At 69.8% G+C, this 13746-nt stretch carries 16 protein-coding genes and 2 pseudogenes; 14 read left to right on the top strand and 4 right to left on the bottom strand.

What is annotated here, in order from left to right:
- The first annotated feature begins 14 nt into the window (after positions 1-14).
- From DCW30_RS24990 to DCW30_RS24960, 7 genes and pseudogenes are all read left to right on the top strand, one after another.
- Positions 15-1259: an ATP-grasp domain-containing protein gene (locus DCW30_RS24990; RefSeq protein WP_076683694.1), complete on the top strand. Its 1245-nt coding sequence runs from the start codon at positions 15-17 to the stop codon at positions 1257-1259.
- On the top strand, positions 1256-2407 hold the full coding sequence (locus DCW30_RS24985) for an MFS transporter (RefSeq protein ID WP_076683692.1): 1152 nt from the start codon (positions 1256-1258) through the stop codon (positions 2405-2407). Before DCW30_RS24990 ends, DCW30_RS24985 begins: the two co-directional genes overlap by 4 nt.
- Positions 2404-3027 carry an HAD family hydrolase gene (locus DCW30_RS24980; RefSeq protein ID WP_076683690.1) on the top strand — a complete coding sequence of 208 codons (624 nt, stop codon included), beginning with the start codon at positions 2404-2406 and terminating at the stop codon, positions 3025-3027. Before DCW30_RS24985 ends, DCW30_RS24980 begins: the two co-directional genes overlap by 4 nt.
- 22 nt (positions 3028-3049) lie before the next feature.
- Positions 3050-3916, top strand: coding sequence for an SPDY domain-containing protein (locus DCW30_RS24975; protein WP_076683689.1), 867 nt, complete (start codon positions 3050-3052; stop codon positions 3914-3916).
- A 30-nt stretch (positions 3917-3946) separates the two neighbouring features.
- Positions 3947-4435 (top strand): hypothetical protein, encoded by a 489-nt coding sequence (locus DCW30_RS24970; RefSeq protein ID WP_076683688.1) that lies wholly within the window; start codon positions 3947-3949, stop codon positions 4433-4435.
- Between the two features lie 215 nt (positions 4436-4650).
- Entirely contained in the window at positions 4651-5289 is a 639-nt protein-coding gene (locus DCW30_RS24965) for an SPDY domain-containing protein (protein ID WP_237283533.1), read from the top strand.
- 29 nt (positions 5290-5318) lie between these two features.
- Positions 5319-6334: pseudogene (locus DCW30_RS24960) on the top strand (SpaA isopeptide-forming pilin-related protein).
- A gap of 198 nt (positions 6335-6532) precedes the next feature.
- Here the strand turns inward: DCW30_RS24960 and DCW30_RS38290 are convergent.
- Positions 6533-6727, bottom strand: coding sequence for a hypothetical protein (locus DCW30_RS38290; protein ID WP_076683685.1), 195 nt, complete (start codon positions 6725-6727; stop codon positions 6533-6535).
- 315 nt (positions 6728-7042) lie between these two features.
- On the opposite strand from DCW30_RS38290, the gene DCW30_RS24950 reads away from it, so the two are divergent.
- From DCW30_RS24950 to DCW30_RS36820, 3 genes are all read left to right on the top strand, one after another.
- Entirely contained in the window at positions 7043-7387 is a 345-nt protein-coding gene (locus tag DCW30_RS24950) for a DUF6233 domain-containing protein (protein ID WP_076683683.1), read from the top strand.
- A gap of 42 nt (positions 7388-7429) precedes the next feature.
- Positions 7430-8287 (top strand): ATP-dependent DNA ligase, encoded by an 858-nt coding sequence (locus DCW30_RS24945; RefSeq protein WP_335755764.1) that lies wholly within the window; start codon positions 7430-7432, stop codon positions 8285-8287.
- A gap of 176 nt (positions 8288-8463) precedes the next feature.
- Positions 8464-9195, top strand: a complete 732-nt coding sequence (locus tag DCW30_RS36820; protein WP_162933516.1) for a hypothetical protein — start codon at positions 8464-8466, stop codon at positions 9193-9195.
- 40 nt (positions 9196-9235) lie between these two features.
- Here the strand turns inward: DCW30_RS36820 and DCW30_RS24940 are convergent.
- The 3 genes and pseudogenes from DCW30_RS24940 to DCW30_RS24930 all read right to left on the bottom strand — a co-directional run.
- Positions 9236-9422: pseudogene (locus DCW30_RS24940) on the bottom strand (IS5/IS1182 family transposase); the annotation flags it as partial.
- A 423-nt stretch (positions 9423-9845) separates the two neighbouring features.
- Positions 9846-10421 (bottom strand): hypothetical protein, encoded by a 576-nt coding sequence (locus tag DCW30_RS24935; RefSeq protein ID WP_123985578.1) that lies wholly within the window; start codon positions 10419-10421, stop codon positions 9846-9848.
- A 308-nt stretch (positions 10422-10729) separates the two neighbouring features.
- Positions 10730-11029, bottom strand: a complete 300-nt coding sequence (locus DCW30_RS24930) for a hypothetical protein (protein ID WP_076683681.1) — start codon at positions 11027-11029, stop codon at positions 10730-10732.
- Positions 11030-11310: 281 nt separating this feature from the next.
- Here DCW30_RS24930 and DCW30_RS24925 point away from each other — a divergent pair, with 281 nt between their 5' ends.
- The 4 genes from DCW30_RS24925 (at position 11311) to DCW30_RS24910 (ending at position 13643) form a co-directional block, all read left to right on the top strand.
- Entirely contained in the window at positions 11311-11805 is a 495-nt protein-coding gene (locus DCW30_RS24925; protein WP_076683679.1) for a helix-turn-helix domain-containing protein, read from the top strand.
- Positions 11806-12056: 251 nt separating this feature from the next.
- Positions 12057-12410, top strand: coding sequence for an SPDY domain-containing protein (locus tag DCW30_RS24920; RefSeq protein WP_076683677.1), 354 nt, complete (start codon positions 12057-12059; stop codon positions 12408-12410).
- Between the two features lie 105 nt (positions 12411-12515).
- Positions 12516-12806, top strand: a complete 291-nt coding sequence (locus tag DCW30_RS24915) for a hypothetical protein (RefSeq protein ID WP_076683675.1) — start codon at positions 12516-12518, stop codon at positions 12804-12806.
- Between the two features lie 15 nt (positions 12807-12821).
- Positions 12822-13643 carry an SPDY domain-containing protein gene (locus tag DCW30_RS24910; RefSeq protein WP_076683673.1) on the top strand — a complete coding sequence of 274 codons (822 nt, stop codon included), beginning with the start codon at positions 12822-12824 and terminating at the stop codon, positions 13641-13643.
- The last annotated feature ends 103 nt before the right edge of the window (positions 13644-13746 follow it).

The following is a 13746-nucleotide window of genomic DNA, read 5'->3' as shown; positions in this document are numbered from 1 at the left end:
CGGAGAATTCCCTCTTGCCCGCTCGCCCTGTTGTACTTGTCGTCGCTCCCGGAGATGAGAACTACCGCGGCTACTGCCTGGAGCAGGTCGCCGACGCCTACGACGTCGTGCTGCTCACCGGCACCGAACCGTCGTGGGAGAAGCCGCACATCACCGATCACGCCGTCGTGGACCTCAGCGATCCTGCCGCGCTGCTGGCAGGGGGCCGGGCCCTGGCCGGACGCCACGACCTCGCCGGTGTCATGACCTGGGACGAGTGGAACGTGGTCCCGACCGCCCGCCTCGCCCGCCAGTTCGGCTTGCCCACTACCGCACCCGAAGTGATGCAGGGGTGCCGCAACAAGGCCACCGCTCGCTCGCTGTTCGCCCGCCACGGCGTGCCCTCGGCCGCCTCGGTGAGCGTGCGTACCCGCCAGGAGGCCGAAGCCGCCGCCGAACGGATCGGCTACCCCGTGGTGCTGAAGCCCGCCTCACACGCGGGTGCCATCGGCGTGCGCCGCGTCGATGACCGTGATCAGCTCACGGCCGCTTACCGGGCAGCCGAACGGACCGCGGGGCAGGGGACCGAGAGCACCAGTGTCCTCGTGGAGGAGTTCCTCGACGGGCCGGAGATCTCCGTGGAGTGCGTCACCTACCGTGGCATCACCACGGTGGTCGCGGTCAACCGCAAGACCCTCAGCCCTCCGCCGCACTTCGAGCAGCTGGCCCACAGCGTGGACGCCGCCGACCCGCTCCTGGAGACCGTCGCGCCGGCCGCCCGGGCGGCGATCAACGCCCTCGGCATCATCGCCGGCGTCAGCCACATCGAGATGCGCCTCGTCGAGGGCAGACCCCGTCTCATCGAGGTCAACGCCCGCCTGGCTGGAGACATGATCGGCCACCTCGTGCGTCTCGCCACCGGCATCGGCCTGCCCCGTGCCGCCGCCGACATCGCCTGCGACCGTGCCCCCGACCTCACGCCCATCAGGTCCTCGGCCGCAGCCATCCGGCTCCTCTACCCGGACACCTCCGGCACCCTCACCCACCTCACCTACGACGGACCATGCCCGACGTGGCTGGACCGGCTGCAGTTCCAGCGCCGCACCGGCGACCAGCTCCTCCTCCCCACCGACGGAGGAAACCTGTACACGGGGCGGCTCGGTTACCTCATCACCACCGCCGCCACCGGCAAGGAGGCGCGTGCACGCGCTCAGCAGGCCGCTCGCGCTGTCACCGCGGTCCTCGACCGGACCCCCAGCACCCGCAGCACCGCGGCGTGAGCGTGGTGTCTGCGGCCGACCGGCACAGCCGGGCGCTGCTGACCGGGTACTTCCTCGGCCTCGGGGCCATCATGGCGGTGTGGGGCGCCCGGATGCCCGCCGTGCAGCAGGCTGCCCACCTCAGCACCGCAGGGCTGGCCCTGGTCCTGCTGGCCGCCGCCGTCGGCATGGTCGCCGGACTGCAGCTCGGAGGCCGCTACGCCCGCCCAGAGCGGCTCCCGACGCTGCTCAGCACCGGGGCTTTTGCCCTGGCTGGATGCCTCGTCTTGGTGGGCCAAGGCGAGAGCCTGTCCGGGTTGCTGGCGGCGGCTCTCGCGTTCGGCCTTGCGCACGGCGTCCTCGATGTCGCCGCCAACACCGCGGCCGTCCGCTGCCAAAACGCCGTCGGCCGTCCCATCATGTCTAGTCTTCACGCCGCCTACTCCCTCGGCGCCCTGGCCGGTGCCGCCTTGGCCGCTCTCACCGCCCACGCCGCGCACAGCACTCTCTTCGCCGCAACAGGCGCCCTCCTGGCCGGCATCGCGATCGCTGCGGTGCCGGTCACCCGAAGCCTGAGCGGCGCGGACCGCCCCGCAATGCGCGCCGACGCTGGGAAGCTGCCCCTGGTTCCGTCGCCGGGAAAGCTCTGGCTTCTGGCTGCGCTGGCCGCTGCGAGCCTGCTGGGGGAGGGGGCCGCCGCTGACTGGGCAGCCGTGCACCTGCACACACTGGGTGCCCCGACGGCCGCGAGTGCCACCGCGTTCGCGCTGTACAGCGCGGCCATGGCCGCGGGACGGCTGACCGGAGACCGGCTCACCGCAGCCTTTGGCGCCCCGACGGTCGTACGGGCCGGTGCCGTTCTCGCCACGGCCGGACTGACCATCGGCGTCATCGGGAGCAGTACCCCGCTGGCGCTGGCCGGGTGGGCGGTCTTCGGACTCGGCCTGTCCACCACCGTCCCCTCGCTCATCACCGCGGCCGGAGCCGGAGGCGCCAAGGCCGTGGCCACGGTCACCGCCACCGGCTACCTCGGCCTTCTCGCCGGCCCGGCCCTCATCGGTGCCCTGGCCAGCGCCACCACCCTGTCCACGGCCCTGCTGCTGCCCGCCCTCCTCGCAGCCGCCGTCGCCGCTCTCGCCCATCGCGCCCTGGAGAACACCGCCCCTTGACCCCTGCCGCCGCCCAGGCGGGCCTGGACGCCGTCATCCTCGACTACAACGGCGTCATCGGCCTGCAACCCACCACCGACCAGTGGCTCCGCCTGGCCCACACCGCCTTGTGGCCCGACGACCTCCCCGCCTTCCAGAACGCCTTCTGGAACGCCCGCTCCGCCTACGACGCCGGCCAGCTCAGCGACCTCGCGTACTGGGCCACGGTCCTCGGCCACCACCCCGGCGCCCGCCGGCTGCGTGAACTCCGCGACGCCGACACCGATATGTGGACGTCCACCGATGAACGCGTCGTCGATGTTCTCCACCACGCCCACGAGTCCGGTCTGCCGCTGGTCCTGCTGTCGAACGCACCCCGCCACCTCAGCGACGTCCTCGACCGCCACCCGTGGCGCCGCCTGATGACCCACGCCTTCTACTCGGCCCGGCTCCAGGTCTGCAAACCCGACCCGGCCGCCTACCAGCACGCGATGAACGCCACCGGCGCCGACCCCCACCGCGTCCTCTTCGTGGACGACCGGGCCGACAACTGCCACGCCGCCCGCCGCCTGGGCCTGCGCACCCTGCACTACACCGGTCGGTCCACCGACCTCGCAGCCGCCCTGCAGTCCTCCAACTGACCCCGCCTCCCCCTAGGATTCAGTGCTTCACGACGACCACGAGACCATCGACGGCGACGTCTACGTCTCCCCACGCCACCTAGCCCGCTCCACCGCGGTCGGTGACCCCGGCCTCGACCCGCTACGCGGCCTCGGCTGGGATCTGCACCACGACGACCTCGGCAACGCCTACCTCACGGCGCCCGACGGCAAGGTCCGCCTCGGCTATCTCCCCGAAGGCGATGACGACGGACTGTGGCGCATCAACGCCTACAAGGACGCCTTCGGTCCGCCTGCCTGGGGTGTCTGCTTCAACGACGCCGCGCCCACGGAGTTCGTCACCGCTTTTACCAACGCTCTTGCCGAGGCGTACCGGCAGGGCCCGGACCACTACCTTGCCCGCCCGCTTGCCGGAAGCGCCGACCGTGACCCCTTCCTGGCCGTCGACCCGCTCATCAACCGAGGCTGGCAGTTCAACCGCCCGCACCTGAGCACCTTCGCCATCACCGCACCCGGCGGGCTCGCCACGCTGGAGTACACCACCGGCGACCTCGACCCGGCGATCGAACTGGACACTCGCGACGCCCGCTGGCACCTGTGGGCCGGCACCTCCTCAGCCCGGCCCTTCTGGTACATCACGGCCAGCACCGACACCCCCGCCGCCCTTCTGCGGGCTGTGACCGAGGCCGTGGCCGACCCCGCACCCTTGCCTCGATGGCGGGACGACACCTCCAGCTACGTCAAGGACCACGCCCAGCTCTCCCCGATCCTCCCGCCGAGTCGGCCATCGCCCACCCCCCTCGACGTCCGGCGGGCCGCCGCGTCCCGCCGCCCGGCCGCGCTTCCCGCGGCCAGCGTCCCGCGCTGGAGCACCACGAGCCGACCTGCCCTACCCGGACCACGCCGCTGACCGCAGCCCAATCCCCGACCGGAGACCTTCGTGTCCCTGCAGGCCCCCGAGTTCTTCACCGAGCTGTGCCTCCCCTTCCACGACCACGCCGTCGTGGGCAACACCTACTACGCCGCTCCCGTCCCGGGCACGCCGCTACGGCTGCGGATCGACTTCACCCGCACCATCCACGCGGACACCTATGGCGGGCTGCGTGTCGCAGTCGTCCACCCGGACCGCGGCGAGATCGACGCGGTGGCGCTCAGCTTCGTGGAGCACGGAACCTTCCACCGCCGCGACGAAGCCAACCACACCCGCCCGAACACCAAGCAGTACGGCACCTTCGACACCCACCACCGCCCCGGTCGCCCGCCGTGGGACGGGGCCGTCACCAGCGGGCTGCGCGATGCCATCGAGCAGTACACGGCCGTCTGGTTCCCCGGCGCCTGGGCCGCCTCCGCGCCCAAGCGAGCGGCCGGCCGCACGTCGCGCAGAACTCCGGCCCCGCCGACCGCCCCCGCCGGGGCCCGCACCCGCTGATCCTCATCCCGAAACCCGCACACCGCGCCAGCCACTAGCAGGAGCCTCTCCTCGTGTTGCCCGATCCGCCCTACGACCCCTTCAAGGGTCTCGACCCCGCCCAGACCGTGAGGGTCCTCCCGCGTCACCTTGCAGGTCCCGGCCAAGCAGACCTGAAGACGATCTGGGCCTTCCCCTTCGACGAGGGCTGGCACCTTCACCAGGGACTCGATGGGATGGTGTTCGCCATCAGCCCCTGCGCCCGGTTGTGGACCCGCTTCACTCCCAAACCCGAGGAGCGAGGCCAAGGAACGTGGACCATCGGCATGGACCGTGTCCCCTTCGGCCCACGGGCCTGGGAGATCACCTTCGACGCCACCACCCCCGCCGAACTCCTGCGCGACGTCCACGCCGAACTGCTCGACCTATACCTCGAAGACCGGCACAGCGACCAGACCCACCTGTTCGAGGACGCGACGGCCCCGTACGAGGTGTACACGCCGCTCCTCACCCGCGGCTGGAGCCACAGCGTCAAAACGGACGGCACACAGACCTTCCTCCCACCGGACGGCCTCGGCGGCGTGCGCCACCGGTACGCCACCACCCGTTCCGAAGGCCCTACCTGGCGCGCCTGGGGCGGATACCCGAGCGAACCGCACTGGCAGGCCCAGTTCTCCGCCGCCGCTCCCACCACCCTCGCCGCGGCCTTCACCGCCTCGCTGATCTCCACCGAACCGCTGCACCGGGCCGTGAAACAGATCCCCTTCCACACCCGCCGTCACCTCTACGTCGCACCCGCTGGGGCGCCGCAGCCACTCAACCGTCCGACCTCCGCGATGCCGCCCACCGGCCATACGACTGGCCGCACCCACTGACCCCGACCGATCAGGGAGTCTTCTTTCTCGTGCACGCACGTCTCGTCCGATCCGCCGCTGCCCTCGCCGTCGCCGCGGCCGGCACCCTCACCTGGGTGCCGACCGCGAGCGCCGAGCCCTCCGAACCGACCCCCTCGGCCTCCGCCGAGACTCCGGCCCCGGACGCGGGCAGCGTCGAGATCACCACCAAGGACACCGCCGGAGACGCCCTGCCCGGCGCCGTATTCCTGCTGCTCGACTCCGCCGGCCAGGAAGCCGGACACGGGACGACCGACACCCAGGGAAAGCTGACCTTCTCCGACCTCGCGCCCGGCGTCTACCGGCTCAAGGAGACGGCCTCCGGCAGCCCGCTGCACGAGGTCGTCGCCGACCAGGACGTCATCGTCACCCCGGGCGCGACCACACGGCTGACGATCACCGACGCGTTCAAGGCCGCCAAGGTCCTCCTGCAGGCCAAGGACGACAAGACCGGCAAGCTCCTGCCCGGCGCGACCGTGAACATCGGCACCGGCACCTCGACGCTGCTCACCCTGACCACGGGAGCCAAGGGCACGGCCTCCGGAGAGCTGCCCATGTCGAGCCGCAAGGCCCAGTTCTGGGTCAAGGAGATCAAAGCCTCTGCCGGCTACCACCTGTACAAGCCGACCAAGACGTTCACCGCGGCTCCCGGCGACCCGGTGACCGTGACCGTCACCAACGCCAAGACCACCACCACCCCGAAGCCCGAACCCTCGGGCAAGCCCACGCACACGCCCACCGACACCCCCTCCTCCAGGCCAGGCAAGCCGAACAGCGGTACAGGAAGGGCCACGCCGTCCGCATCGGACAGCGACACACCGGAACCCGACTCCTCCACGATCGCTGCCACCCCGGTCGGTGACTCCACACCGAAGACGCCGACGGCCTCCCTCGCCCACACCGGCGCTGACGCCACGCCGTGGCTGATCGGCGGAGCGGCCGTCCTGATCGCGGCAGGCGGAGGCGCCCTCGCCGTGACACGCCCAGTCACAGCAACAGCCACACAGAAGACTCCACTGGGAGCTGACTGCACCCACCCTTCTTCACTGCACGGGCCCCCGCAGCCCCAGATGGACACGCTTTTGGCGACCGCCAACAGCGTCCTCCCCCGTGCGGGGGCCTCGGTGCGTGTTTTGGCTCAATGCGCAGTGCCTGTCGGCTGGGTGATGCATGAGGGCGGCGGCCCCCACGCCTGGTTGCCTGGGGGCCGCCGTGATGCGTCGAGTTACCGGCGGACTCCGGCCGGGTTGTGGACGCGGACGCATCGGAGGAGCAGGAGGGCCGCAGTGCTGGCGATCAGCTCGTGCACTTGCGGCTGGGTGTGGAGGAGCCACCAGACGGCGCCGGTGAGGGTGACGTCGGCGACGCCTGGGCGCCGGCACTCGATGCGGCCGAGGCTCTTCCAAGGCTGTGGTTCCATGGGGCTGTCCCGTCCTTACTGCTTGCCGCTGTGAGGGGTGCGGATGCGAGGAGGCCGCCCCTGTCCGGGCGGCCTCTGTCCGTTCAGCAGACGCTATGCGAAGGGGTGGACCCTCCGGATTTCCGATGGTTTCCCGCCAGCCAAGGACGGGATGACACATTCTCAGTTTGAGGATGATCACGGACGGAAACTTGTGGTCAGCGGCCTATAAGGCAGGTTCTAGACCTTGCACGTTCATCAAAAAGACCAGGTGGGAGGGGTTGACTGCATGCCCTGCGGAGGTCGTCTGAAAACCGCCCCTCTATAATCGAATGTGTGAGCGATACTCCGTCCCGTTTGGAACTGCTGCAGTTCACGCGCCGCGTGGTCGAGCAGCAGGCGCGGGCGAGCCTTCGGCAGCTCGATGGGTGGATCGCGGACGAGGAGCGTCGGGAGGCCGAGCGGCGGCAGGCCGAAGAGCGACGGCCGCCGCTCCCGGAGTGGCTGATCGAGCGGGGCCTGGACCGGCACAGCCTGGTGGCGGTGCATACGGGGGACTGCTGGGACCCGGGTAAGCGTCAGATGCCGGCGACGCGGGATCAGGCGCGCGACGCGATACGTCAGCAGGTTCCGGCGTGCTCGAAGTGTCGGCCGGACACACGGCTGGGCCTGCTGGAGTAGTCCGGCGCGCGGGCGGCGCGGGCGGCGTTTGAAGGTGGCGGGGTGGAGTTCCCTGTCGACGTCGCCCTGGCCGAGCTGGTGCCACAGCTGCCGACCGGTCCGCGCTGGTGGTACGAGGTGAAGCTCGACGGTCACCGGGCGGTGTTGTGGCGGCTGGCTGAGACGGTTCGGCTTCAAGCGCGGTCGGGTCGGGACGTGACTACGCCCTGGATGGATCTTGCTGTTGCGGGGATGGCTCTGTCACCTGGTGTCGTGCTGGACGGCGAGGCGGTCGTCGTGGTTGACGGGCGGGTGTCGTTCGAGGCCGCTCAGGCTCGGGCGGCTTCCTCGCCGGCACGGTCGCGGGAGCTGGCGGCGCGGCGTCCTGCGCTGCTCATCGTGTGGGACGTTCTGGCGTTGTCCACCGGGGACGTGCGGGGGCGTCCGTATGAGGAGCGACGCGCCTTGATGCTGGACATGGTGGCCGGGCTGCCGGAGGGGTCGCCGATTCAAGCAGTGTCGGCGACGGAAGACGTGGAGGTCGCCAGGGTCTGGTACGAGACGCTGGCCGGCTCGGGTGTGGAGGGGGTGGTGGCGAGTCGGGGCGGTCGCCGTACCGGGCGGGTCGGTCGTCGTCGTGGAAGAAGGTCAGACACGCGGAGACACTCGACGCGGAAGTGGTGGGGTTCACGGGGACGGCGAGTCGGCCGCGGGCGCTGGCAGTGCGGTTGCCTGACGGCCGTGTTGCATTGTCTCAGCGGCTCGGGGCGCAGCTGGCCGCGCAAGTCGCGGCGGCGCTGGTCAACAATGCCCCGGCCGCGCGAGGTCGGGCGGCCGGAGGCGAGTCGTTCACAGCGGCGGAGCCCGGACTACTCGTCGAGGTGCTGGCGGGGACGACGAGGCACGCCGTGGTCACCGTGACGCGCGTGCGGTGAGCTGCCGCGGACGAATCAGGAGGAACAGCCGGCCTTCAGCTAGGCGAGGGACCGTGGGTCCCAGCGCACGAACTCCTCGCCTCGGCGTAGGCGTGGGCATGCCAGCCCTGAGCTGGGGGTCCGTTATTCACGAACGCGCGGACACCTCGTTACGCTGCGGCCGTGATCGAGCCCTCCCCGCTGCCAGGCGACCCCTCCGAGCTACACCTGCGCATCTCCTACGAAGACGGACTCTGGGACACCCTCAAGGCTGACACGCTCGAGTGCTGGAACGTGGCCATCCTGCACCGACGACGCGCCCAAGGTGAACATCACGAGCCCGTCAGCCCCAGCGGGTGTGCGACTGCTGATTGCTCCTCGTGCACGGTCGAGGATGTAGCCGTCGGCTCCATGACGTTCTACCGGGTGCACCTCGACCGAGGCCGCAACGCCTACTGGGCCATGGAGGAGGAGTCGGAGGAACTGTACGAGACCGCGCAGGCCCTCCTTGATCCCGAGACGGGTTCCTTCACCGACGAAGTCAGCGAACGGCTGGAGTACGTCGGCTCAGCGCTGCTCGTCATGAATCGCGTGACGCTGGATCCGCCATGGCGCGGGCACGGCCTGGCGGCCGTGCTTGCCTGCGAGGTGATCACCCGGCTCATGGCCGGCTGCCGGGCCGTCGCCTGTTCGCCCGGCATCACCGATCTCAGCAGCCATCGGCTGACGGCCAGAGCCGAGTGGGACCGCGTGAACGCCAAAATTGCCCAGGGGTGGGAGAGCCTGGGATTCCGTCCCTACCGAGACAATGTCTATCTTCTGTCTCCCGCCTCGCAGGACCTTGAGGAGCAGCGCGGTGCAATGCGCAGGCATCTTGCCGAACTCGGCGGAACCTGGCGGGCCAGCGTTTCATGAACGATCGTGCCGGGCTAAGGCGAGCACTCCAACACGTCTCCCCGAACCCCGGCGGCAGCTGCCGCCGGGGTTCGGCCTGTCGTGGCCACGAACACGATGGCCGCCAGCTCCTGCCGATCCCCATACCTGCGCCGGCCGCCACCTTGGGCTTGCACCGGAGCGGCCGGAACCACCCGCTGGAACAGCACCCACAGCCCATTCGGCATCAGACGCTCCACCATCGCCATCACGGCCACAGCTCTAGTGATCAAGCCAGTTGAGATGACCTCTGAACGGGCGCCATTGCGCAGATGAGTCGAAGGTTCTAGGAACAACGCGGTTCTTAGGCTCGACCTTTCGATGAGGCCCCTGCGGAGGGAGGAAGTTGAGCTTGTCATCCCCCATGCCGCCCGCCACTCACTCCCGGTTCTCTACCTCCCGCTGCTGCCGACGCTCACGACGCTTGCGCTCTTGCTCTCGCGCGCGCTGACGTTGCATTAGCAGCTCCTTGCGGTCACTCGACCGCTGCGGCCAGACCGCTCGCAGGACAACCCCCACACCGGTCACGACGATGAACAAAGATGCGATGCCCAAGAGAGCCCACCACGGGGCAGAATCCGGCAGAAAGAACACGACTTGCACCTTCCGGCTTACGACGGTCGGCGGGTCGCTTAAGCAGCTAGTACGGCGCTCCCCAGCGCGCTGCGCCCGCCCCGAAGACTGATCACGGGGAAGGCGGGGTTTGGGCCGCGAGGAGCGACCTGGGGTGATCTATCAAGAGGTCGCGGTGCCCAGTTCACGCAGTCAGCCGGCCTTGGCGTCAACGACGCGAGTAGAGCCATCAAGCTGCGGCGCTGAAAGCTCACGTAGTAGGCGAGCAGATCTGCTAGGGCAGCGAGATATTCAGATACGAGACTTGGGTCGTGAACACCTTGCGCGTCGCGAAGGGCGTCCGCTGCCTTCGCGAGTCGGGTCTTCGCGCTTTCGGCATGTACGTACGTGAGTGCCGGGCCAGCGTGAGCCTTGCTGCCCAGTAGCCGCTCTTCGAAGATCTTCCGGAAGTCGTCAGAATCCCAGCCCAGAGTCATGGCCTCACGAACTCGCGGGTCACGAACTGCTTGGTGAATCTCCTCTTCGAGGATCAACAATTCAACGCCGGTGATGTCGAACCCGACATCCAGTTGATTGGTGGCGATTACCAGCTCAAGGTCACACGATCCTGGCGTTGGCGGCTCGGGCTCGCTCATCTCAGTCAACTTCCTCCTCTCAGTTCCTCGTTCGTCAAGACCGGCTGAAGTCTATCTGGCCGGTCCGACATCACTGCGATAAAGGCCGAGGCGACAGGGTTCGTTGCTGAATGCCCCAGTTGTGTGCTATATGTTGCGAACTGCGTGCCATAGATAGCCAGGTTGGTTGTTAATCTTGTCTTGGCCTGACCATTCGGTGAGCGCGCCGCTGGTTTCCGGCACGCTTACCGCAATGGAGGGGCCCGAGGTCGTCGCTACCGTCGGGCCCTTCCTCGGCGCTGTGGCGCTTGGGGGGCGTCGGCGGGTGCTCACCGGCGGTTCCGGCTGGTCCTCCGGCGGCGTTCCAGGAACCGGATCAGGGCCAGCCAGAGGTCGCGCTTGTGCTCGGAGTCCTGGGGGACGACGGCCTGGACCAAGAGGATCGTGCCGGGTGTCACGATCGCGAGCAGCGTGGCGATGGTGACCACCCACCATGGGGCGCCCACGAAGGTGAGCGCGCTGATCGCGGCGCCTCCGCCGAGTACGGTGGCGCCCGTCACACGCGTCGCGCCCGGCCGGGGCGCTGGCGGTACGGGGTACGGCTCCGGCTGCTGCGTCGGGGTGCTCATCAGGCGGCCTTCTTCCTTGCCTTGGCTTGCGCGCGGGAGCGGGCCCACTCGGCTTCGACCCCGGCGGGACGTGCAGCTCACCGCTGCGCCTGCGTGTCCGGGCCTGGTGCCCGAGACGACCAATTGCGGGGCGGCAACGTCAACAAAACTGTGTCCGACGGGCGTCCGGACAGCACTCCGGCACGGTTGCGGCCGTGTCCGGACGGATGCCGGACACGGCCGGACAGCGGTACCGGACGCCTCTACGCTGGGCGGGCACAGACGCAGCACCGGAGGTTGCCGTGACCGCAGTTGAGGGCTTCGCCCACCATCTCCGCCAGTTGCACGCCGCGGCGGGCGTCCCCTCCACACGGCACATGGCGACACAGACCGGGTACGGCAAGAGCACGATCAGCGACGCCTTCGCGGGGCGCCGCCTGCCCACCTGGCCTGTGGTGGAACGGCTCGCCGCCGCGCTCGGCGCAGACGCAGACGATCTGCGTGATCGGTGGGTTGCGGCCCGGGGGCGACCGGCCGCGGTGCAGCCGGTACCCGACTGGCTCACCTCCGTGCGCACCAGTGCCGACATCCCCAAGATCGTCACCGGCCTGAGCCTTGAGGACGCGGTCGGCGTCGCGCCGAGCGACCCGAAGCGGGCCATCGCATCGAGCTGGGAGGTCTTGCGTGTGTGCGCCCTGCAGCTGGCGCGCTGCTACTACGTCCTCGCCTACCGACTGGCCTGGCAGGCTCGCGACGTTGTCGAGACCTACGGGGAGCCCTGCAAGCCCCGGCCGTAGGGCTTCCCCTCCCCCAACGGGCCGCCGGAGCGTGTCCGTCGCGGTCACGGTGGCGCGGCTCTGTTGCTGGCAGAGGCATGCCGGAATCGGCGGGGCTCGGTTCGATGGCAAAACGACTGGGTTCGGTGCCAACGGACAACAGTTCGCCGGGGGCAGACAGGAAAGATCTCGGAAAGCCTGGCCAACGGGTGCGAGGGCATGTCAACGTAGACGACCTTGCTAGAAACCCCAGGTCAGAGAGGTGATTGCTCGTGACCGTAGCCCCTGCGGGCCCCGGTTTCTCCACCACCGTCGAAGCCCTGCGGCTGCGGGAGTGGCAGCTCGGCCCCGGTCAGCCGACTCTGGTCATGGACCAGTTCTCGGCCGAGGACTTCCACCTGATCGTTGATGATCGCGCGGACGTTCACGTCAGCTCCAAGGATGGCCGGTTCTACCTCGGTTGGTTTCCGCAGGGCCGACCCGGCACGGACGGCGAGGGGTGGAAGATCGCTGTCGCCGGCACTGCCCAGGTCTGCGGCTACCACCTGTCGTTCGACACCGAGTCGCCGGCCGACATCGTCGCCGCCACCGTGGCGAGGGTGCTGGAGACCTCACGCCGCCTCTGACCACGCGGCCACCGATACATAGCGCCCGTCCCATGAGCGCTGGCGGTGCCGTAGGCCGGCCCGGCTCCACCGCCCCCGTTTCCCTCGAACCCCAGGAGGCTGTCCGTGACGTCCCCGGAGATGACCATCGGCGATCTCATCGATCTGTTGTCTGGCTGCGACCGGAGCGCTCCGGTCCGCCAGGCCATGAACCCGTTCTTCCCGATGGCGCACCGCTTGGCGCAGGTCCTGCAGTCGGTCGACGAGACCGGCCAGACCGTCGTCTACCTCGCCGAAGGGGCGGACCCAGACGCACAGCTCGGCCACCTTCCGCCGGAGGTCGCCATCGCCCTGACGTGGCAGGGCCCCGTCCAGGCACCCCCGCGCCGCCCTCGCCGCCGTGCCGGCGGCAACTAGACCCACACCGAGCCCTTGGAGGCGCCCCTGTACCCCGATCTTCCGCCCGACCCGTCCGCCCCGCGCTGCGGCCAGCCCGCGTTCTGGGTCGGCCCCCGGCACCTGGCCGGTGACGATGGACGCCTCTACGACGTCGTCACCGACGCGCTCGCCGGCCTGGGCTGGACGAGCCTGACGATCGTCCGCGGACGGCACGAGCCGGACGAGGAACCGGAGGACCGCCAGGTCCTGCGCAGCACCGTCCTGCACATCAGCCCCGACGCCTTGCGCTGGGCCCAGTGGGGCCTGGCGGACGAACCGTTCCACCTGGGCGGGCTGCCGATCGCCTGGCAGATCTCCGCCCGAGCCGAGGCGAGCAGCCCGCTCGCCCAGTGGTCGGCCTACTTCACCCGCGACGTCCCCGGCGAGGCGGTGGTCGACTTCCTCCTCGCGCTCGACGCAAGCAACCAGCCTGCCTCGGCGCTCGCCAGACCCGACCTGGTCCTTGACGCTGTCGCCGCCCACGGCTGGTTCCGCGACATCGACCAACCCCAGGCGGCGGCGACGGACCCCACGTTCACCTCGCACATCAGCCTGGGGGAGGTGCCGCCCCTCATCCAGGACGGCGACCCACGGGCCCTGTCCGCCGAGGACGACGAGACGAGACCGGCCGGATGGCAGGCGTGGGCCGAGCCCGTACTCGGCGCCCCGCTTCTGTGGGTGGCCTCGTTCGCCGCCAGCGTCCCGCACGATGTCGTCGCCGCCTTCGTCGCCTCCCTCAGCTCGACCGCACCGGTCCTGCGGCGGGTCCTGCCCGAGGTCACCCAGGAGCGCCTCCTGCGCGCGCCGGCCATCTAGCGTCCCGCGCACCCCTCTCGACGATCGCAGTCCGGCATCCTCCCAGTTGGGGGTGCCGGACTTTCTTGTTTCCCGGGCGAAGTGGCCGGTCGGGTCGTCAGCG

The organism is Streptomyces alfalfae (genome assembly GCF_004127445.1).
Lineage (GTDB): Bacteria > Actinomycetota > Actinomycetes > Streptomycetales > Streptomycetaceae > Streptomyces > Streptomyces alfalfae.
The sequence above is the reverse complement of the archived record's forward strand: the minus strand, read 5'-3'. Positions and strand labels throughout refer to the sequence as shown.

What these genes read in the sequence shown, in the direction of transcription:
- DCW30_RS24965 (WP_237283533.1), top strand. Translation starts at nt 4,651, where the DNA reads ATGGTGTTCGCCATCAGCCCCTGCGCCCGGTTGTGGACCCGCTTCACT.
- DCW30_RS24930 (WP_076683681.1), bottom strand. Translation starts at nt 11,029, where the DNA reads ATGAGCACCCCGACGCAGCAGCCGGAGCCGTACCCCGTACCGCCAGCG.
- DCW30_RS38290 (WP_076683685.1), bottom strand. Translation starts at nt 6,727, where the DNA reads ATGGAACCACAGCCTTGGAAGAGCCTCGGCCGCATCGAGTGCCGGCGC.
- DCW30_RS24935 (WP_123985578.1), bottom strand. Translation starts at nt 10,421, where the DNA reads ATGAGCGAGCCCGAGCCGCCAACGCCAGGATCGTGTGACCTTGAGCTG.